General features: G+C 62.2%; 20 protein-coding genes and 1 pseudogene. 4 read left to right on the top strand and 17 right to left on the bottom strand.

What is annotated here, in order from left to right; all coding sequences use genetic code 11:
- Nucleotides 1-319: 319 nt before the first annotated feature.
- Nucleotides 320-1,075, bottom strand: a complete 756-nt coding sequence (locus ASH01S_RS12525; RefSeq protein ID WP_067928739.1) for a Cof-type HAD-IIB family hydrolase — start codon at nucleotides 1,073-1,075, stop codon at nucleotides 320-322.
- A gap of 128 nt (nucleotides 1,076-1,203) precedes the next feature.
- Nucleotides 1,204-1,956 (bottom strand): MOSC domain-containing protein, encoded by a 753-nt coding sequence (locus ASH01S_RS12520; protein ID WP_067928737.1) that lies wholly within the window; start codon nucleotides 1,954-1,956, stop codon nucleotides 1,204-1,206.
- Between the two features lie 235 nt (nucleotides 1,957-2,191).
- On the opposite strand from ASH01S_RS12520, the gene ASH01S_RS12515 reads away from it, so the two are divergent.
- Both ASH01S_RS12515 and ASH01S_RS12510 read left to right on the top strand, forming a co-directional pair.
- The gene (locus ASH01S_RS12515; protein ID WP_067928735.1) at nucleotides 2,192-2,887 is read left to right on the top strand and encodes a tetratricopeptide repeat protein; all 696 of its coding nucleotides are present in this window, start codon (nucleotides 2,192-2,194) and stop codon (nucleotides 2,885-2,887) included.
- Between the two features lie 161 nt (nucleotides 2,888-3,048).
- Nucleotides 3,049-3,522, top strand: coding sequence for a hypothetical protein (locus tag ASH01S_RS12510; RefSeq protein WP_067928733.1), 474 nt, complete (start codon nucleotides 3,049-3,051; stop codon nucleotides 3,520-3,522).
- 309 nt (nucleotides 3,523-3,831) lie between these two features.
- Here ASH01S_RS12510 and ASH01S_RS12505 read toward each other — a convergent pair whose 3' ends face one another.
- From ASH01S_RS12505 to ASH01S_RS12455, 11 genes are all read right to left on the bottom strand, one after another.
- Nucleotides 3,832-4,038, bottom strand: a complete 207-nt coding sequence (locus ASH01S_RS12505) for a DUF1657 domain-containing protein (protein ID WP_067928731.1) — start codon at nucleotides 4,036-4,038, stop codon at nucleotides 3,832-3,834.
- 101 nt (nucleotides 4,039-4,139) lie between these two features.
- Nucleotides 4,140-4,352: a CLC_0170 family protein gene (locus tag ASH01S_RS12500; RefSeq protein WP_067928729.1), complete on the bottom strand. Its 213-nt coding sequence runs from the start codon at nucleotides 4,350-4,352 to the stop codon at nucleotides 4,140-4,142.
- Nucleotides 4,353-4,359: 7 nt separating this feature from the next.
- Nucleotides 4,360-5,682, bottom strand: coding sequence for a Ger(x)C family spore germination protein (locus tag ASH01S_RS12495; RefSeq protein ID WP_083517127.1), 1,323 nt, complete (start codon nucleotides 5,680-5,682; stop codon nucleotides 4,360-4,362).
- A complete protein-coding gene (locus tag ASH01S_RS12490) occupies nucleotides 5,648-6,778 on the bottom strand; it encodes a GerAB/ArcD/ProY family transporter (RefSeq protein ID WP_157067130.1) in 1,131 nt (376 codons plus the stop codon). The genes ASH01S_RS12495 and ASH01S_RS12490 overlap by 35 nt, the downstream gene beginning before the upstream one ends.
- A complete protein-coding gene (locus ASH01S_RS12485; RefSeq protein ID WP_067928726.1) occupies nucleotides 6,779-8,389 on the bottom strand; it encodes a spore germination protein in 1,611 nt (536 codons plus the stop codon).
- A 184-nt stretch (nucleotides 8,390-8,573) separates the two neighbouring features.
- Nucleotides 8,574-9,320, bottom strand: a complete 747-nt coding sequence (locus ASH01S_RS12480) for an ABC transporter permease (RefSeq protein ID WP_067928724.1) — start codon at nucleotides 9,318-9,320, stop codon at nucleotides 8,574-8,576.
- Nucleotides 9,317-10,120: an ABC transporter ATP-binding protein gene (locus tag ASH01S_RS12475; protein WP_067928722.1), complete on the bottom strand. Its 804-nt coding sequence runs from the start codon at nucleotides 10,118-10,120 to the stop codon at nucleotides 9,317-9,319. Before ASH01S_RS12475 ends, ASH01S_RS12480 begins: the two co-directional genes overlap by 4 nt.
- 2 nt (nucleotides 10,121-10,122) lie before the next feature.
- A complete protein-coding gene (locus tag ASH01S_RS12470) occupies nucleotides 10,123-10,863 on the bottom strand; it encodes an MBL fold metallo-hydrolase (RefSeq protein ID WP_067928720.1) in 741 nt (246 codons plus the stop codon).
- Between the two features lie 78 nt (nucleotides 10,864-10,941).
- On the bottom strand, nucleotides 10,942-11,508 hold the full coding sequence (locus ASH01S_RS12465; protein ID WP_157067128.1) for a hypothetical protein: 567 nt from the start codon (nucleotides 11,506-11,508) through the stop codon (nucleotides 10,942-10,944).
- Nucleotides 11,509-11,571: 63 nt separating this feature from the next.
- A complete protein-coding gene (locus tag ASH01S_RS12460) occupies nucleotides 11,572-12,312 on the bottom strand; it encodes a transglycosylase domain-containing protein (RefSeq protein ID WP_157067127.1) in 741 nt (246 codons plus the stop codon).
- Between the two features lie 9 nt (nucleotides 12,313-12,321).
- Nucleotides 12,322-13,491, bottom strand: coding sequence for a D-alanine--D-alanine ligase family protein (locus ASH01S_RS12455; protein WP_067928717.1), 1,170 nt, complete (start codon nucleotides 13,489-13,491; stop codon nucleotides 12,322-12,324).
- A 162-nt stretch (nucleotides 13,492-13,653) separates the two neighbouring features.
- Between ASH01S_RS12455 and ASH01S_RS12450 the strand changes: the two genes are divergently transcribed.
- Complete coding sequence (locus ASH01S_RS12450; protein WP_067928715.1) at nucleotides 13,654-15,039, top strand: UDP-N-acetylmuramoyl-tripeptide--D-alanyl-D-alanine ligase; 1,386 nt, start codon at nucleotides 13,654-13,656, stop codon at nucleotides 15,037-15,039.
- A 107-nt stretch (nucleotides 15,040-15,146) separates the two neighbouring features.
- Entirely contained in the window at nucleotides 15,147-16,253 is a 1,107-nt protein-coding gene (locus ASH01S_RS12445; protein WP_083517117.1) for a 5-methyltetrahydropteroyltriglutamate--homocysteine S-methyltransferase, read from the top strand.
- A gap of 71 nt (nucleotides 16,254-16,324) precedes the next feature.
- Here the strand turns inward: ASH01S_RS12445 and ASH01S_RS12440 are convergent, their stop codons facing one another.
- The 4 genes and pseudogenes from ASH01S_RS12440 to ASH01S_RS19035 all read right to left on the bottom strand — a co-directional run.
- Nucleotides 16,325-16,978, bottom strand: a complete 654-nt coding sequence (locus tag ASH01S_RS12440) for a J domain-containing protein (RefSeq protein ID WP_067928713.1) — start codon at nucleotides 16,976-16,978, stop codon at nucleotides 16,325-16,327.
- 29 nt (nucleotides 16,979-17,007) lie between these two features.
- Nucleotides 17,008-17,184 carry a hypothetical protein gene (locus ASH01S_RS12435; RefSeq protein ID WP_157067126.1) on the bottom strand — a complete coding sequence of 59 codons (177 nt, stop codon included), beginning with the start codon at nucleotides 17,182-17,184 and terminating at the stop codon, nucleotides 17,008-17,010.
- Between the two features lie 16 nt (nucleotides 17,185-17,200).
- A complete protein-coding gene (pruA, locus tag ASH01S_RS12430) occupies nucleotides 17,201-18,748 on the bottom strand; it encodes an L-glutamate gamma-semialdehyde dehydrogenase (protein ID WP_067928710.1) in 1,548 nt (515 codons plus the stop codon).
- Between the two features lie 216 nt (nucleotides 18,749-18,964).
- A pseudogene (locus ASH01S_RS19035) lies at nucleotides 18,965-19,198 on the bottom strand (ABC transporter permease); the annotation flags it as partial.

Genomic DNA, 19,198 nt, shown 5'->3' with positions numbered 1-19,198 from the left:
GTTGACCACAGAACTTCCTGCTCTAAGTCCTTGCGTACGTCCGGTGCGAGGAGCGTATACTCTTAAAGTGTGAAATGCCGTTGCATCATGTGGGGTTGAGTAACGTTGTCTTAGCACGACGTAAGAGCCGCCCTGGACGGCCACTGCGATCCTTAAAATGTATACTCCATTGTTGTCCTCACATAGTTGTTCTCTTGCATTTAGTTTACATTTAGTAGATACGTCTGGTTGATGTCAAACGTCGTCAAGGCGTGTTCTTCGAGGGCCAGGTTGAGTGTGGCGTCCATGATGTTCTGATTGTCGATGAAACGCATGCCCTTCACCTCGTGGTAATGCGGTCGCTCAACAGCCGCTCAATCGCCCTGGCGACCCCGTGCGCCTCGCAGACGTCGGTAACAAAGTCTGCCTCCTGCTTGACCCTCTCCTGGGCGTTGCCCATGGCCACCCCAAGCCCGGCCCACCGCATCATCGGGATGTCGTTCAGGCTATCGCCCATCACAATCACCTGATCCTGCGTGATGCCCAAGTGGTCGCAAACCGTCTGCAGGCCGCTGGCCTTCGTGACCCCGCGCGGATTGACCTCGATGTTGTTCGGATTGGAGTTGGACAGTTCATACCGGCCGCGCGACTCGAGGAGGGCCCAAATGCGCTCCACGGTATCCATATTGTCCGCGTAGAACCCAAACTTCAGCCACGTAGCCTGCCGCAGGTGCGGCTCAATGTCGACATCGCTGACCACCCCGTCGACCGTGGTGGCCCACCAGTGCACATCAAACTGGCGGGCCAAGTCGTAGAGAAATCGGATATCGTCCGGGTGCAGAGGGTGCCGCTCCAACAACCGGTCGTCCGCCGTCCAGACTTCGCCGCCGTTGAGTGTGACGACCGGCCATGTCATGCCTAGCTCGCGCATGAATTGCCGGACCGGACCGAGGATGTGCCGGCCAGTGGCAAAGGTGACGGCGACGCCTGCCTGCATCGCCCTTTGCATCCAGTGCCGATTCTCCTCGGAGATGTCCAGGCCCAGGTCGAGACTGGTCCCGTCCATGTCCAGGGCAATCAGCTTCCAATCGGGCATTTTCTCTCCTCCTAGCTCTCGTTCGTGCTGAACCCATGCGCTCGCCGTCCGATCCTAGAGGTCCAATCGGAATCAGGACAGCGCATGCCATCTGGAAGAACACCGGCCCCGACGCAGGCGCCATGCGTCTACGGACCCGTGCGCGCCTGAAGCCGCTGCTGTACCTGGTCGCGGACGGCGGCCGCCAGGGGCGGGACCTCCAACAGGGCCCGCAGCGCCGATATGCTGGAACACCGCCCGTGTATCAGGTCGTTGACCCGCGCCACGGTCCATTCCAAGTAGGGCCGCTGCAGCAGATGCACCGCTTGTCCTGCCTGAATCCACCCTGGCTTGCGAACCCGCAGGTACCAGCCGCTGCGCCCGCTGCTGCGCACCCGCTCGGTCAAACCTGGCAGACCCCAGTAGCGCTCAATCTTCCAACAGGGGACGCGCGGCTGCGCCACCTCGACTTCTGCCGTCCCGACCAAGTACACGTCGCCGATGCACACGGCGTGCTCATCGAGTCCATCGACGGTGAAGTTTTCCGCAAACGATCCGTACGGCAGGGCGCGACCGAGTTCTTGGCGCCACAGATCATAGTGGCTGGCCGCATACGCCAGCACCGCCTTGTCCGGGCCGCCGTGGTTCTTCCTGTCCGCCTGCCCATCCCCCTCCAGTTGCTCGCGCCCCAGCCACAGCGGACGGTTGACGGGCGCCTTGGCAAACCCGGATTCCCAGGTGGCCGGAACGGCCTCCCCGCCGTCCTGTCCATCGCCGCCTCGGGGCGCCAGCGCCCCCGTCTGTCGGCCTTCCAGTGGGCGGGCCGGCGCGGACGGCCGCGTCTGTACCAGATAGGCGCGCGGACGGCCAACCTGCACGGAAACCAACCTTGCCTCCTGCATGCCCTTGCCCCCATTCGCACTGTCGATCCTCAGTATAGCAGTTGCGCCCTTTCCGGGCATCGGATGGACAGGTTGCAACCAAGCCGCGGCGAATTAGCGGCATGAGACGAAATGAGACGGGATGACCATGCCCCGTGCGCCATCCATTCCCTGAGCAAGCGGCCGCTCAAGTTGTATACTGAGAGGAACAGAATGTACGCAACCGAGTCAACCTGCGCGCGGACGCAAAAGGGGTGTGGCGGCACTGAAGTTTTTGTTCCTGTTTATGATCTGGCGGCTCTTGGCGGCGTTGTTTGGAAATCCGTGGCTGGCCGTTCTGGTCCTCCTCGCCGCTTACTACGTGGTGGATAGGCGCTATATCGGGCTTTTACCCAGCTTTCGCCGGCCGCTGCGGCGCTGGCGGCGGATGGCCGAATTGAAGCGCACGATTGCGCAGAGCCCGCACCATGCGGATGCGCGCTACGAGTTGGCCGGCTTGCATATGGAACGGAAAAACTGGTCAGCGGCGCAAAAGCTGCTGGAAACGCTGCCGGATTCCGTACGGGAGTCCCCTGACGTGCAGTACGACGAAGGCGTGTGCGCCGTGGCACTGGGAGACCCGGACCGCGGAGAGCGCTTGATGCGGAGCGCCGTCGCGCAGACCCCCAACCTGCGCTACGGGGAGCCCTATCTGCGCCTGGCTGCGCTGCACGTCAAAGACCATCCCGAACAGGCGCTGGCGGACCTGCACGATGCTCGGAAATACAACGAGTCTTCGTGTCAGGCCCTGTACCAGATGGCATCCCTCTACCACAGGCTGGGGCAGCCAGCGGAGGCCACCGCCGCCCTGCGGCAGTGTCTGGATACCTACCGTTGGCTGCCCCGCTTTCGCCGGCGAACGGAGCGGCGCTGGGCTCTGCTGGCGCGTCTGCGGCTGCTGGGGCGCGGGTGACGCGACGGGAAGGCGGCTGCTTCGGAGAACTCGTCAAAACGCCTAGTTGCCACTGTCTAACCGTCACCGTGATTGTACGCACGCCCGCTGGCAAACGACCATATTCTGCAGGCAGGCGAACCGGGTAGCTTACTTCGGCTGACCAAGAGGAGGAGTGAACGATGGCGGAAGCGACAGACAGCCTGTGGCAGCGCTTGTATCGGCGGGTGCAATCGGCCCTCTACGCGGAGCAGGTGTTCTGCTCCATCACGTCGGAAATGAATTACCTTCCCAATTTCGCGCGGCAGCCGGTGTTGCGAAGCCTTCACGCGGAGAATTATGAAAGCAGCTACCACCTGAACACCGCTGCCGGCAATCTGGTGCGCATCCTGGCGGGCGCCCACAGCCAACGCCAGCAACGGCGGTTGGTCCTCATGACCATCGAGTGCTTCATCGAAGCACGTGAGCACATGGACAAAGCCGCGGGCTATTTACGGCGGCTTGAGGTAACAGACAAGCGGGACAGGGCTTGGATAGACGCGGCCTGGCACTGGCACGAGCAACGCGTTCGCTGGTTGACAAAGGCGATGCGGCGCCTGCAGGCAAGCGTCCCCGAATCGGTGTGGCAGGAAGGCGTCGGTCTGGTGAAATCCTGAACAAGATGGCGGATGCGACAAAAGTCGGATGTACCCTGCGGCTTTTGACCGATTTCGGCGCACGCCCATCGCCTTATCATAGTTGGCAGAAGGCGGGAAAAGGTGAGGGTGTGAGAGGAATGGCGCTGCATCCCCCGAGCGCAGGCGCGATTGTCCTGATTATTGTGGCGCTTTTGGTGCTGATTGCCCTGTGGATTATCGTCCGAGCGTCCGACTAGCCATCCGGTCTGTATCCCATTTGCAACCTCACGCCGGACGGCGCGCTGATGGCACGCCGCCCCGTGACGGTTCTGCCCCGGTGTGTATGCCTCAAAACCCTTGGTACTGCGGCTCCTCCTGCTCGAGCACCTGCACCCGCTGCTCCAACGACTGAACCAGGGTCTTGGTCTGGTTGGCCGCATCGGTGTACAACTGCTTGGCTTGCTGATTCTGCGTCTGCAGAGCGAACTGTTCAAAGCTGGCCTGCGCGCTCTTCAATCCCGCAAGAGTCTGTTTCACCTGAGTCGCGACCGTCATCACCGATACCTCCTCATGGTTGTTCTGATGGAGACGTGTATCATTATTTCTCCTGGCCCCATTGGTATGCGTCTGCGGCGACGTGTAGCTGCATCCAGAAGCTACAAAACGTACCAATACAGCTCGTACGCAAGGATGAGCCCACACCCGATGACCAATTGCACCCACCCCCACAGCCGACTGTTCCTTTGCTCGTAGCCATGCCCAATCTTACCGTACCGCCAAGCCTCAAAAAAGATGAGAAGCACCCCACATACGACGAACAACACGCCGCCCATCAGTGGATACGCTTCAGACCAGTCAAACTCAATCATGGGGCATCTACCTGGCCCTCATGCCGTACACACGCACGCGCGATTTCACATGCAGGTGCACAGGCAGTGTCTTATAGACCTCGCGCCAGCGGTCTTTCGTCTGTATGTGCGCATCCCACCACCCAGGCCGATACGCGCGGACGAATTCGCCAAAGCCCACGATGTCGGAGCCCGCTTGCTGGGTACGGCGGATCAAATCCTTCTGCGCGGAGATGATTTTTTCCGACTCTCTGCGCTCAATCAAGCGGAGTGTGGCCGGATTCGATAGGTTGAGCGGATCGCCCGACGTCTGATGGATGTGAAAATCGATATGCACATAGACATCAAACACCGGCTGGTCCTGCACCATCTGCAGGCGGATACTGCGGCGCCGGCGATACGACTGCAATACCACCCACGATCCGCCCGGCAACTGGGCCCGATCTACAATCCCGCCTTGACGAATGCCGCATAGCTCCATATACGTGTAGACCCCTGGAATGCCGGTAACCACCCCGGCCAACCGATAGTCGCGAAAGAAGGCCATGCCTTGCAACAGCATGGTCTCACCGTGTTGCACATCCACATACGGCAGCACCATGTCGCGCCCTTTCATGACCACTTTGCTCTCGGCCACACCCAAGAACTCGGTGGGAAACTTACCTAAGCGAATCGCCTGATCCATCGTCGAAATCAGGTACAGCGTGGGGACACGCTTCAACGGCGGCGCGGTCGCCAGCAACTTGGCGGCTTCGTGTTCCGACACCAGAATCCAGAGTGTCCGGCGCACCTGTGGATTGCGGCGCAGATAATCCATCAGGTCGGATAGGCCACGCTTTTGGGCGAACTCACGAGAGACCACAATCACGCGCAGGTGGCCGAAGAACAGAGGATCAGCCACTTGCTGCTGGAGACACTGGAGCGCCTCTGTCACCGTTTCGCCGGTTGAATGGACCACCCAAACGGACTGCGACGGATTGTTTGCGCCCCCGCCTCCCGATTCCCCAGGCCCCAAGGGAATACGGCCAGGTATAGGAATCTGGGCCGTCAGGCGAATCGGCATGCGGGCTGTCTCCTTGGCGGTTGCCCTTGCAGTGGCGGCCTCGGACTCCGGACGACCCTGCACCTGCAGCGGCCGCGGGCTTTCCGAAGCGTTGCCGGTATTCCGTTCTGTAGCAAAATGGCTGTCATCGGATGGGACTTGCGCAATATCAACCGACAGGCCCAGAACCATAGCCCGCTGCTCAATTTCGAGACTGTCCCAACAGCCGGTCGTACACAGGCAAACCAAGACGGTGAGACCTGCCTGAAACCACCTACAGAGTGCTGTCCGCTTGCTCAGGGAGACCACGCTCCTCCCGTACGCCCCTCATCCAAGCCACCGCAAGCAAGATGAGCGGGTAGCCGATGGTCAGCACGAGTCCAATTCGCCCCAACCACTCCATCGCCCGGTACACCTGCACCACATTGGGAGGCAACATCGCCGCCATGAAGATAAACGGCAGCAGGGCCCAGGAGAGAAAAGCATGGTCTTCAAACCGCAATACGTCCTTGATGACCAGCGACGCAATGAAATAGGTGGTGTACAATCCCGCAAACGCGGCGGTGACCCAAATCGCCAAGAACGCCGCATCGAGGCGCTCCAAGACCTCGCCGGGCAACATGGTGATCTTGGCCATTTCGAGCGTCGGCCACATCAGATTGCGGATTTCCATGCTGCCAAACACCGCCAAGGAAGCGATGACAAACAGCAGGTAGACGCTGCCGATGAAGATGCCTCCCCAAAGCAGCACCTGCGGCATTCGCCTGGGTTCAATCATGGCAGGGACTAAAAACCCGAGCACAAAACCGCCCTGCAACAACGCCGCTACCGATGCCATCCCAGCCCACCAGTGCCCCTCCCCGTTGCCCCACAGCGGCAACAGGTTCGTGAAGATGGCGTTCTTCAGCGCCAATGTCGGAATTAAGACACTCGGGATGAACAGAAACGGCTGATAGAATAGTTGGATGTAGGCAAAAGAGGTGAAATTGTTCCGCACTGACGAAGCGGCCAACAGCAACATCACCAGCGTCGTCGCCTCAACCGGGGTGCGCGGCAACACGGCTACGGCGACCACGGTGGTAAACTCACGTGCCCCCAGCGCCGTGAGCAGAATGAAAAACACAGCCAGACATACGCCCATAAGGCGCGCTGGCCATTTCCCAATGACACGCTCCCCCGCGCGCACCACGGTATCATTAGGGAATCTGCGCGCAAGCAGGGTTATGAGCAAGGCCCCGAAAAGGGTCAGACACAGCCCACACAGGGTGAGCAAGGGCGCGCCGGTGTCGGCCGCCTCAACGGCCATGCGGGGCAACGCGAGGATGCCGATGCCAAAGGAGGAACCGATGAAAATGGCCACCGCCTCCATGACGGTGATATGGCGATAGACTGTCTTGTGGATCATCTATCTAAGCCTCCGCGGTTTGACCGGATCAAGCGTGTTGCTGTTCTGGGACAACAGTTTTCGCGCCGCACCCGGCGCCAAACGGCGAGAGTCGATAGGATCAAGCTGCTGGGGACGACGCCACATCCACCACAGCGGCGCCCGCATCAAGGCGTCCTTGAGCCCCTGCATATTCATCGGCACAACTGGGCTCAGATACGGGACCCCGAAGGAACGCAGCGAAAGCATGTGGTTACTGATGAGGATGAGCCCGACGACCACCCCGTACAAACCGAAGAAACCGGCCAGGATGGTCAGGACAAAGCGCAGGATGCGCAGGGCGATAGCCGCGTTGTAGGCGGGAGTCGCAAACGATCCGATGGTGGTCAGGGCGATGATGACCACGGTGATGGGGCTCGCAAACCCAGCGGCCACGGCTGACTGGCCAACGATGAGCACACCGACAATGGACAGGGCGCCGCCGACCTGCTGCGGCAGGCGAAGGGTAGCCTCACGCAGCACCTCCATCGAAATCTCCATCACCAAGACCTCAACCACAGCCGGAAACGGGACGCCGGCCCGGCCGCCGGCCACAGCAACAGCGAAATTGGTCGGTATGAGTTCTGGGTTGAAGGCGATAATGGACACGTAGATGCTTGGGAAGACCAAGGAAAAGATCAGCGCGACCAAGCGAACGAGCCGAACCAAGCTGGCCATTAACCAGCGCTCCGAATAGTCGTCCATCGTCTGGTAGAACTGGACAAACACAGCTGGCACGATGAGGCTGAACGGTGTGCCGTCCGTTAGGATGACGATGCGCCCCTCGAGCAAACTGGCCACGCACTTGTCTGGACGCTCTGAGTTTTGCACCTGGGGAAACGGGCTCCAGTGATTGTCTTCAATGAACTGCTCCAACGTGCCTGCGTCAAGTACGCCGTCGACATGAATCATCTTGAGCCGGTCGAGCACCTCCTGTACGAGCGCAGGTCGGACGAGGCCCTCGACGTAACAGACGGCCACCTTAGTCCGGGACAATCGCCCAATCTTCATCATCTTGATGCGAAAGTTGGGGGTCTGCAGCCGATAGCGCAGGAGCGTGATGTTGGTCGAAAGCTGCTCGACAAACCCGTCGCGTGCGCCTCGAATCACCTGCTCAGTATAGGGTTGCTCCGGCGTGCGGTGCGGCACCATGCGCGCATCGACGACGATGACCTTGTCGCACCCTTCCACAAATACAGCCGTGTGGCCGTGCATGATATCTTCGATTACCTCGATCATGTCGGTGCGCAGGTACACTTCCTCGTGGTGTAAAGCTTCCTTGACGATGACCTCGCGCAAAGCGCGCCCGCGCAATCGTGCGCGGGCCGCGCTCGGTTTCATGTCCATCAACGGCCGGAAGATGTTTTCGTTGCTGGTATCGCGATTCACAATGTTGGCGAAATAGGCTGCGGCCGCGTCGTGCGTCTGACAGACGCGAAAGTCGCGGATGACCAAGTCGTCGTTTTCTCCCAGCATCTCTTCAATCAAGCGGAGAGCCTTCTTCACGTGTCCGTCGAACTTCTGGCTCTTGTACTCTTGCAGGACCTTGTCAGGAGGGAGTGGCTGCTTCCGTGGACCGGATTTCGGTTTCATCCAACGACTCCAGAGAGTCATGTCCTCACCCTGCTCTGCATGAGTTCGACAATACCCCTTGATTTCCGGTATTATAATCCAATTATTGGTCTTTATGCATATGTTGGATAACGGAAGGGGGTATAGCGAGTACGGTGAGCCTGCATCCAGGACAATCCCAGCCTATGCCGACTTCAAGCGCGCATCAAACCAACAATTGCCAGAAGCGGTTAAACAGCCGCGGATAGGTGAGCAGACCGAGGACGATGCTGGTGATAGCAGCGGAAGCCATGATGGCGAACACAATCAGCAACTGGTAGCGGACAGCCTGAATCGGGTCTGCCCCGGCAATGATTTGTCCTGTCATCATCCCGGGAAGTTGGACCAGGCCCATCGTCTTTGCGCTGTCAATTGTCGGAATCATACTGGCTTTGGTGGCCGCTTTGACCACGGCGCGCGACGCTTGTTTTGGGTTAGCGCCCAGAGCCAACAGCGTCCACACTTCGGCACTGCGGGCCTGGGTCTCGTCGCGCAGGCGGTTCAGGAACAGACCGCAGGCCACCATCGAGTTGCCGACAATCATGCCGCTGATAGGGATGATATAGGAAGGTCGGACGGGAATGACGTGCCCGGCCAACAAGAAGCCTTGAGTCAACACCTCGGTCGCAGCAATGGCGACAAACGGCCGCCAAAACCGCCCGGCCAGGCCGCGCCCGCGACGCCCCGCGTTATCGGCCGCGACGCAGGTCATAACGGCTACCATGGCCGCCGTCAAGGCCAGGTTGCCGACGTGAAAGACAAACTTGAGGATATAGCCGATGAGAAGCAGCTGCACAGTGGCGCGGACAGTCGCCACCAGCATGTCCTTTTCGAGGCCGAGGCGCTGCCAGAGCGAGACCAACATCGCCGCAACGACAAACGCCAGCGTCAGTGACAATGTCCACAGGCTCATGATTCGTCCTCCTCACCTGGGGCCAGCGTCCGCCTGTCCGCTCTCAGACCCGCCCGCAGGAAACGTTTGGCTATCTCAGTCTGCGGAGCTTCAAAAAACGCCTCGGTTATTCCTTGTTCGACTACCCGCCCCTTGTCCATCAGCCACGTCTCATCGCCCATACGCCGGGCCTGCTCAAGGTCATGCGTCACCCAGACGACCGTCAGACTTCGTGAAGCGACAAGACGACGGACATGGCGCTCCATGATCTCGGCCGACTCGCGATCCAGTCCGGAGGTCCCTTCGTCGACCAGCAGAATGTCCGGCTCGTTAGACAAGATGCGCGCCAGGGCCACGCGCTGCTTTTGGCCGCCCGACAACTCCGCTGCCGGACGCTGCAAAAGGGATGGGTCCAACCCCACCTGCTGCAAGAGTCTGTAACCGTCTGGCTGCGGCCGACCGTGCAGACGACTGGGAACGGCCAGGTTGTCCGCGACCGTGCCGGGCAGCATGACCGGCTGCTGCATAACCAGACCCACGCGGCGGCGCAGCTCGGCCAACAGCCATGTGCGCACTTCCCGCCCCCAGATAAAGACCTCCCCCATATCGGGCGTCTGCAACAGGTTGCAGAGCGAAAGCAGGGTGCTCTTGCCAGCCCCGGAAGGGCCGATGAGCGTCAGCACACGACCGCGCGCCAGTCTTCCAGAAACCCCAGTGAGGATGCTTTTCGGCCCATCCTCACTTGGCAACGTACGTCCGACGCCGCGAAATTCAATAGCCCAAGGCGAGGGCTCATGCTTGGCTACGGGTGCGTGCGGCACCGTCACACCTCCAGCACCTGACGCGTGAACAGCCGCTCCACGCCGCGCCCGTACGCCGTCTCCGCCTGCTGGATGAGCTTGTCGAGATAGCCTTCGTGAGGATAGTGGGTCAGCGCCAACCGCGCTGCCTCCGCTTCCCGAGCCAACTGGCCGGCCTGCCGCGCGGTCAGGTGGCCAGCCTGCACGGCCTGCTTTTCCTGCCCATCGAACATGCTGGCCTCGCAGACGAACAAGTCGGCTCCTCGCGCCACCTGGAGCAGTTCCGGCACCAACGAAGAATCGGCGGAAAAGGCGAACACGCGGCCTTCGGCTTCGGCCCGCACGGCCAGGCACGGAACCGGATGTTGGGTCGGGGCAAACGTGAACGAGACACCGCCGACAGACACGCTTTCGTCCGGCTTCAACATGTGCAGGCGGACGAGCGGCTCACGCCGCAGCTCCTCCATCAACCCTCCGGGGCCCGGCAGCATATACATCGGGAGCGGAACGCTGCGCCGGCCACTCAATCGCGCTTGCAGCAGCGCGTAGGCGAGCACGCCGAGATCCGCATTGTGGTCATGATGGTGGTGAGTAATGACGACACCGGTCAGCCTCTCCACCGGACATACGTGCAGGAGTTGGGCCAGCACACCGGAGCCGCAGTCGAGCAGGATGCGCTCATCCCCTGATTCGAGGAGAAAACCGGTGGTGGCTTCCCCCGCCTCAGGATACGTGCCCCAGAAGCCAAGCACATGAATCTTCATGGGCTCATCTCCTTGTCGCATGGTATTTGGTGCGGCCGCTGCAGCGAGCGCCCACAGAGGATGCCAGAGGTTGAGGATTCAGACCCACATCAGCACCTGCAGCAGCCAACCAAACAACAAAAACCCCCAAGCAGTTGGACTGACGACGCGCCTGGGCCGGATCTGCGCCGACGACCACGCGCGTGGGGCCCCGCCCCCATTCTGCCACACCACGTGCACGTGGGCGCCGCCGTAGGCCCGATTGACATCGCCCGTACTCCCCTCCGGCCACAAACGGCGCAGGAAGTGGAACAGCCAGACGAGGAGCGCAAGGCTCAACGCGAGGCCGATGAAGAACCAGGCCAGCACACCCCCGAAAGTGGGATGGGCCAGCCAGCGCAGACCGGGCCAATTGGGCCACACGTCATGCCAGAGGCCCACACCGCGGAGGATGGTCAGGACGAGCTGTACCAAGCCATCGAGAAACTCGACGACAAAGGCCAGGGACAGGACGCCGGCGCCGGCCAGAAACAGGTAATCCCACAGAGTCAAGCGTTCGAACACGTACTCAAACGCCTTGTCCATCAGGTAAGCGGTGGGACTAAAATTGCGGACAAAACTGTACAGTTCCCACGCCCACAGCAGTTTGCCGAGGCGGCGAAACACTCGCTTCCTCCCCTTTCCCAGGCCCGTGGCGCCGCGCGTCCCGTGCATCACATGAAAGCCCGCTCACGTTCCGGCCCCTCCTTTCAGACGCAGCGGCTGGTGGTAAATCGCTTCGGCGGCGGCTTCGCTCAGCCGGCCCGCGTCGACCATGTTCTCCAGCACCACCCATTGGCGGGCGCGCGCCCGCTGCAAAGAAACGAACGGATCGTATAAAGACGGGCCGTTGGGCAGTCCGGCCAACAGGCTCAACTCGCCTTCGTTGAGGGCGCCGGGCGGGAGCCCGAAGTACGTCTGGGCGGCGTTGTAGAGCCCGTACGCCCCGTGCCCGAAGTAGATCATGTTGACGTAATCGGTCAGTGTCTGCTTTTTGCTCATCGTGTCGTAAATGCCGACGGCGTAGACCATTTGCCGCAGCTTGCGAGCCAGCGTCTTCTCCTTGGAAAGCAGGGTGTTGTCCACCAGCTGCTGGGTGATGGTGGACCCGCCTTCCACATACCCGTCCGCCTCAATGTCGACGTACAGCGAACGCACGATGCCGATGGGATCTATCCCTGGATCCCACCAGAACCGTCGGTCCTCGGTGGCGATGACGGCTTGGCGAAAGAAGTCGGGGATCTGGTCATAGCTGAGCGGGTGGACATGGTACTGGCGGGTGCGCTCTTCTACGACCGCCTGGACCGCCTTGTCGATGGGCCGCAGCCGGGTGAAGTAGACGTACAGGCCGCCGTACACCGCCGCCAGCAGAACGACGGCCGTCAACGCCAACTTCACGATAGCCTTGAGCAACCGCCCCAGGACGCGCATGCGTGCGGCTCACCCGAGCGTGAACTCGGTTTGGTTGCGACGTTTGTCGGCGTGCCGCTCCAGGGCCAGCTGCACAAGCCGATCAATCAGTTCCCGATAGGAGATGCCGCTCGCCTCCCACAGCTTCGGATACATGCTGAACTCGGTAAAGCCGGGCATGGTGTTGATTTCGTTGACCAAAACCTGATTCGTCCCCCGCTCGATGAAAAAGTCCACGCGCGCCAAGCCGCCGCCGTCAATCGCCTGGAAGGCGCGCACGGCCAACCGCTGCAGTTCCGCCACCGTTTCCGCCGGGAGCTCGGCCGGAATGATGAGCATCGATTTGCCGTCGATGTACTTGGCCCGGTAGTCGTAGAATTCGTTGCATGGCACGATTTCCCCCGGCACCGAGGCGATGGGGTGTTCATTGCCGAGCACCCCCACCTCCACCTCGCGCGCATCGACGGCCGCCTCGACGATGATTTTCCGGTCGTATTTGGCCGCCTCACGCAGCGCCCGCTCCAGCCCGGCACGGTCCTTAGCCTTGCTGATGCCGACGCTGGAGCCCAGGTTGGCCGGCTTGACGAAGCACGGGTAGCCCAGCTTCTCCTCCACGTCCGTCAGCACCAGCTCCGGATCGCGCTCCCATGCCGATCTTAAGTAATGCGTGTAGCGCACCTGGGGCAGGCCGGCGGACGCAAACAGGGCCTTCATCACCACCTTGTCCATGCCGACCGCCGAGGCCAGCACGCCGGCGCCGACATACGGCAGGTCCAACATTTCCAGCATGCCCTGAAGCGTCCCGTCTTCGCCGTAAGATCCATGCAGCACCGGAAACACCACGTCGATGCCGCCGACGACCGCCTCCGGCACCCGCTCGCCCCCACGGCCGACGGCGGCGCTCGGCACAGCCTGCAGCCCCCCCGTGCCCGCGATGGCTTCATCCGGCTCCCCGTCCCGGTTTTCCAGCAGTGGAGCCTGGGGTTGCCCGGCCAAGACGGGCGCTTCCACTTCCCCGCGCAGCCAGGCCAGCGCCCGCTCGCCCCCGTGCCAGCGTCCCGCCTTGTCGATAGCGATAGGCACCAACTCATAGCGCTCCTTGTCCAGCGCAGCCATCACGGACCTGGCCGACTGCAGCGACACCTCATGCTCTCCCGACTTGCCGCCAAACACGACACCCACTCGTATCCGTTTCGTCACGTTGCCACCCCTTTAGACTACTGTCACATTGTACTGCCCACGTTTCCACCTTGTGAAGCCGATCCGCGAAAAGTTGCGACATCTGTGCCCTTCCGCTGGCCGTCTCATGATACGATAGGACGCAGGGAACAAGCCGCGAATTACAGGAAGGACGGTGCTGTCGTGACCCCGCTCTCCGTATCCGAACTGACCGCTGTCGTGGAGGGACAGCTGATGTTGGGCGATCCGCACGCTACCGTCACGGGGGTGGCGATTGACAGCCGGCGGGTGGCGCCAGGAGACGTGTTCATCGCCTTTCGCGGCGAACAGGCGGATGGGCACGCCTTCGTCCGCCAGGCGGCCCAGGCGGGGGCCGTCGCGGCGCTGGTGGAGCGACCGCTGACCGCCGATGAACTCCCGCAGGGCGACGCGCCGGCTGTCGTTGTGGTGCACAACTCGCTCGCCGCGGTGCAGCGACTGGCGGCGCGGGAACGCTCCTTGTTCACAGGCCCGGTGATTGGCGTCACCGGCAGTAACGGCAAGACGACGACCAAGGAGATGCTGGCCGCCGTGCTGTCCGTGTCCGCGCCCTGCCTGGCGACGGCCGGCAACCACAACAACGAACTCGGCCTGCCTCTCACTCTGCTCTCCCGCCGTCCGGAGCATCAAACGGTCGTGCTGGAGATGGGAATGCGCGGGTTTGGCCAGATTGCCCACCTGTGCAGCATCGCCCGCCCGACCAGCGGTATCATCACCAACATCGGCCAGAGCCACCTGGAACTGCTCGGCAGCCAGGAGAACATCGCCAAGGCGAAGGCGGAGCTGCTCGAAGCACTGCCGGCCGACGGAAGCGGGTTTCTGCTGAAGACTGACGCCTGGCTGCGACGGGTGGCGGACAGGTGCCCGGGGAGGGTGTATTGGTACGGCCTGGACCCCACCGCCGACGCCTGGGCGGAAGGCTTGATCCTCACCGCTCAGGGAGTGCGCTTTACCGCGCATGTGCTCGGTGAGACGGCGGAGGTGGAACTGCCGACTTACGGAGAGCACAACGTCAACAACGCCCTCGGTGCCTTGTTGGTCGGTGCGGTGCACGGGCTGGCCTTGGCCGACATGGCACAGGGACTAGCGCGGCTCGCCCCAAGCAGTGGCCGCCTGCGCATCCTCCCGGGAAAGAACGGGCGGACGGTAATTGACGACTGCTACAACGCCAGCCCCCTTTCCACCCGGGCCAGCCTGCGGGTGCTCACCGACATCGCCCGGGGCGGCCCGACGGCCGCAGTCCTGGGCGACATGTACGAGCTGGGCGCGTACACGGAGGCGGGCCACCGCGCAGTCGGCGAGGAGGTGGCGAGGCTGGGCATCGATGTGCTGGTGACCATTGGTCCCATGAGCCAGTGGACCGCGGAGGCGGCCGAAGCGGCCGGGTGTCCCCGGGTGCACCCGTTCCCGGACAGGGACAGCGCCATCGCCAGGCTGCAGGCATTGCTGCCCGCCGGCTGCACGGTGCTGGTCAAAGCATCGCGCGGCATGCGGCTGGAGCGGGTGGTCCATGTGCTGGCGGGCGAGTAGTTGCGGCTGAATCCAGCTGTGGTTTCACCTGGTGGTTGCACCTTCTGGTTCCGCCAGCGCGGTCCAGCGCCGCGTCTAGGAAAAAGACGAGAAAGAGGGAGATTGGATTGGCAGAACAGAGCACACAGCGTCCCCCGTTCCGGGGAGACATGGTCGGGAGCTTGCTGCGGCCGGATCGGTTGAAGGAGGCGCGGGCCGCTCGGGCCGCCGGCCACCTTGACGCCGCCGGGCTGAAGGCGGTGGAGGACGAAGAGATTGCCCGCGTCGTCGCCAAGCAGAAGGAGATTGGCCTGCAGGCGGTCACGGACGGCGAATTTCGGCGCGCGTACTGGCACTTTGACTTTCTCGAGGGCCTGGATGGGGTGGAAGGATACGAGGCGGAACACGGCATCCAGTTCCAGAACCAGGCCACCAAGGCCCACAGCGTGCGGGTGGTGGGCAAGGTGGGGTTCAGCAACCACCCGATGCTGGACCACTTCCGGTTCCTGCAGAGCGTCGCGGGCGACCATCTGGCGAAGTTGACCATCCCGAGCCCCAGCATGCTGCACTTTCGCGGCACCGGCATTGCGGAAGCGTACCCGGACGAGGACGAATTTTTCCACGACCTGGCGCAGGCTTACAAACAGGCGATAGGGGCGTTTTACGCCCTGGGCTGCCGCTACCTGCAGCTAGACGACACGGCGTGGGCGTACCTGTGCTCGGAGGAACAGCGGGAGCAGATGAAGGAGCGCGGCTGGGACCCGAAGCGCCTAGAGGAACGCTACGCGGCGACCATCAATGAAGCGGTGGCCGACAAGCCGAGCGATTTGACGATCACGATGCACATCTGCCGCGGCAACTTCCGATCCACCTGGATCTCCTCCGGCGGCTACGAGCCGGTGGCGGAGACCCTGTTTGGCAAGCTGCGCATCGACGGCTTCTTCCTCGAATACGACAGCGACCGAGCGGGAGGGTTTGAGCCGCTGCGCTTTGTCAGCCGCAAGGACCTGCGCATCGTCCTGGGACTGGTGACCTCCAAGTTTGGCGAGCTGGAGGCAAAGGACGACCTCAAGCGACGCATCGACGAAGCCACCCGCTATGTGCCGCTGGAACAGCTGTGCCTGAGCCCGCAGTGCGGGTTCGCCTCGACGGAGGAAGGCAACCTGCTGACGGAGGAGCAGCAGTGGGACAAACTGCGCCTGGTGGTGGAAACGGCGCACGAGGTGTGGGGATAGGCGTACAGATTAAGGGCATGCGGCTCCAGGATGGGGCCGTACGGGGGCGGGCTCGCGCACGCGGTCAAGGTTCAGGCACCCACGCTGACCAGCCAGAGCACCCCCACGACCGCGGCGGCGCAGAGCACCAGCGCGTTCAGCACCACCTGCAGGGCCGTGTCCATGGGTGCGCCATGACCGGGCGCGTCTCCTTGCGTGCTGTACCGGCGCTGCCCCTCGTCCGGCCCTGCCCCCGCAGAAGCGGCGGTGGTCCCGCGGGCAGCGGCGCCTCGCTGGCCTGCAGCACCCTGGCTCGACGCACGCTGGCGGGGCGCTGATGCCCCGCCCGAATCCGAATTCCCATTTGTCGCCCCACCTCCACCCGCGCGCTTCCCCTGCGCAATCTTTGCCGAGCGGGCCTGCAGCAGAGCGTCGTAGGCGCGGCGCGAGTCCGGGTTCGACAGCGTCCGGTACGCCTGGAGCACCGTCTGAAACAGGCGATCCGCCCGAGCCTCGCCGCCCGCCTTATCGGGATGCCAGACCTGCACCAGGCGCCGGTATTGCTGCCGGATCTCCGCCGCCGAGGCGCCGGGCGAGAGGTTCAGTACGTCGTAGTGGCTGATGAACAGCGGCCGCTTGCAGGTGCCGCACACCGCCTGCTGCGCCCTGCCCAGGTCGACACGGTTTTTGGCCTGACACAATGGACACGTCGTGAACCGAACGTGGGCCTCGGATGCCATCCCCATCGCAAACCTCTATCCCGATTCTGAATCCATCACGCGCAGGACTCCCGCTCTTCGCCTGGGCTTCGCCGCTGCGCGCCGCCGGAATCGATGATTTTGAGTCCAGGATACACCAAGCCTGTCTGCAAAGGAACATCCACCGGCCCAGAGCACACCTCGGCGGCAAACCGGGCCGCAGCCTCCACCTCGTCCCCGCCAGGCAGCGCCACGGCGGGAAACATCCGGTTAGAGCCGCTCCGTCACCGTCTTTGGCTGGACAAAATTCAGCAGATAGTCTTTCGATCCGGCCTTGGCATCGGTCCCGGACATGTCGAAGCCGCCAAACGGCTGCACGCCGACCAAGGAGCCTGTGCACTTGCGGTTGAAATACAGGTTGCCGCAATGCATGTGCCAGCGTGCGTATTCGAGCCGGTCGCGGCGGCGGCTGTAGACCGACCCGGTCAGTCCATACTCGGTATAGTTGAACACTTCGATACCCTCTTCAAAGCTGTTGACCTTGCAGACGGCCAGCACCGGCCCGAAGATCTCCTCCTGCATGATACGCGCGTCCGGCGCCACGTCCGCGAAAATCGTGGGATGGATAAAGTACCCGCGCGAATCGTCGTACGTCCCGCCGACAACCAACCGCCCCTCCTGCTTGCCGATGGCAATGTACTTGGTGATCTTGGCGAACGCCTTTTCGTCGATTACCGGCCCCACGTCCGGATTGTCCTCCGCCGGCCCCAGCGTCAGCTGCTGCGTCCGCTCGACCACCCGCTGCAACAGTTCGTCGTACACCGCCTGATGGATGATGGCGCGCGATCCGGCCGAACACTTCTGCCCCTGGAACCCGAATGCGGAGGCGACGATGCCGGCGGCCGCCTCGTCCAAATCTGCCGTCTCGTCGACGACGATGCCGTCCTTGCCGCCCATCTCCGCGATGACCCGTTTAATCCACCGCTGATCGGCCGTGGTGCGGTGGGCCACCTCGTCGATATGCAGGCCCACCGCTTTCGATCCGGTGAACGAGATGAAGCGGACGTCGCGATGCCCGGTCATGTAGTCGCCAATCTCCTCCGGTGGTCCGGGCACAAAGTTGAGGACACCCGGCGGCAGGTGGAGTTGGCGCATGATGTCGACAAACTTCGCCGCCATCACCGACGACAGCGGAGACGGCTTGAGCAAGACCGTGTTTCCGGTGACCAGGGCCGACACCGTCGTGCCCGTCAAAATCGCCAGCGGGAAGTTCCAGGGCGGGATGACGACGCCGACGCCCAGGGGCATGTACATCATGCGATTGTCCTCGCCTGGATACGGGGTGAGTTCCTGCCCCTTCCCCAGTTCCATGGCCGCCCGGGCGTAAAACTCCAAAAAGTCGATGGCCTCGTTCACATCCCCGTCCGCCTCCGCCCAATTCTTGCCGGACTCGAAGATCTGCCACGCCATCAACTCCGCCTTGCGCCGGCGCATGATGGCCGCCGCCTTCAACAGATACATGGCCCGTTCCTCGAACGAGGTCAGCTTCCAGGTTTCAAACGCCTTCTGGGCGGCGTCCACCGCCTCATCGATCACCCGTCTGTCCGCCTGGCACACGTGGCCGACCACTTCCCGGTGGTCGGACGGATTGAGCGACGCCAGCGTTTTGTCCGTCCGGATCTCTCGGCCATTCACGAACAGCGGATACGTCTGGCCAAACTGGCCGCGCACAGACTCCAGATTCCATCTCAGTTCCGCCGCCCTCTCCGATGCCGTCCAGTCGATGGTCGGCTCGTTGCGATACGGCATCAGCGTCATCGGCACCCTCCCCTTTCATGGACTGACTTATTTTGCACCCACCATGTTTATGCCCATACCATTGTGGACCCGCACATCATGCAATCGGCCAAATCGAACCCATCAGGGAGAACCATGAGCTAGTGCTGGTCCCTGAAATGGAAGTTTCTCGTTTCTGAGTGGTTCGAAAGACATGTCGGCTAATGAACCAGCCAGCGTGAGAAGTGACCTTCGGTATTACGCATGTATATCCCGTCTCGTAAAGTGCACCCAGCCGCCAATGATGAAGACGATTCCCGCAATCGTAATGGTCATCGCAGTCTCCGTCGTTATGTTCAACGTTCCTTGATGTCCGGGTAACATCGCCAGCATCGGTTGCGCCCAAGGATAAATCGGCGCATAGATACTCGAGTTTGCGACAGCCATAGCGGGAATCGTAAAAATGATGTTCAAAGCAAAGGGCGCGCCAAA

Source organism: Alicyclobacillus shizuokensis NBRC 103103 (assembly GCF_001552255.1).
GTDB classification, from domain to species: Bacteria; Bacillota; Bacilli; order Alicyclobacillales; family Alicyclobacillaceae; genus Alicyclobacillus_G; species Alicyclobacillus_G shizuokensis.
This window is presented reverse-complemented; position numbering and strand designations above follow the sequence as displayed.

Bases quoted from the DNA above. Each gene is read 5' to 3' on its own strand.
- ASH01S_RS12525 (WP_067928739.1), bottom strand. From the start codon at position 1,075: ATGCCCGATTGGAAGCTGATTGCCCTGGACATGGACGGGACCAGTCTC.
- ASH01S_RS12520 (WP_067928737.1), bottom strand. From the start codon at position 1,956: ATGCAGGAGGCAAGGTTGGTTTCCGTGCAGGTTGGCCGTCCGCGCGCC.
- ASH01S_RS12510 (WP_067928733.1), top strand. From the start codon at position 3,049: ATGGCGGAAGCGACAGACAGCCTGTGGCAGCGCTTGTATCGGCGGGTG.
- ASH01S_RS12505 (WP_067928731.1), bottom strand. From the start codon at position 4,038: ATGACGGTCGCGACTCAGGTGAAACAGACTCTTGCGGGATTGAAGAGC.
- ASH01S_RS12500 (WP_067928729.1), bottom strand. From the start codon at position 4,352: ATGATTGAGTTTGACTGGTCTGAAGCGTATCCACTGATGGGCGGCGTG.
- ASH01S_RS12490 (WP_157067130.1), bottom strand. From the start codon at position 6,778: ATGATCCACAAGACAGTCTATCGCCATATCACCGTCATGGAGGCGGTG.
- ASH01S_RS12485 (WP_067928726.1), bottom strand. From the start codon at position 8,389: ATGAAACCGAAATCCGGTCCACGGAAGCAGCCACTCCCTCCTGACAAG.
- ASH01S_RS12480 (WP_067928724.1), bottom strand. From the start codon at position 9,320: ATGAGCCTGTGGACATTGTCACTGACGCTGGCGTTTGTCGTTGCGGCG.
- ASH01S_RS12470 (WP_067928720.1), bottom strand. From the start codon at position 10,863: ATGAAGATTCATGTGCTTGGCTTCTGGGGCACGTATCCTGAGGCGGGG.
- ASH01S_RS12460 (WP_157067127.1), bottom strand. From the start codon at position 12,312: ATGCGCGTCCTGGGGCGGTTGCTCAAGGCTATCGTGAAGTTGGCGTTG.
- ASH01S_RS12440 (WP_067928713.1), bottom strand. From the start codon at position 16,978: ATGGGGATGGCATCCGAGGCCCACGTTCGGTTCACGACGTGTCCATTG.
- pruA (WP_067928710.1), bottom strand. From the start codon at position 18,748: ATGACGCTGATGCCGTATCGCAACGAGCCGACCATCGACTGGACGGCA.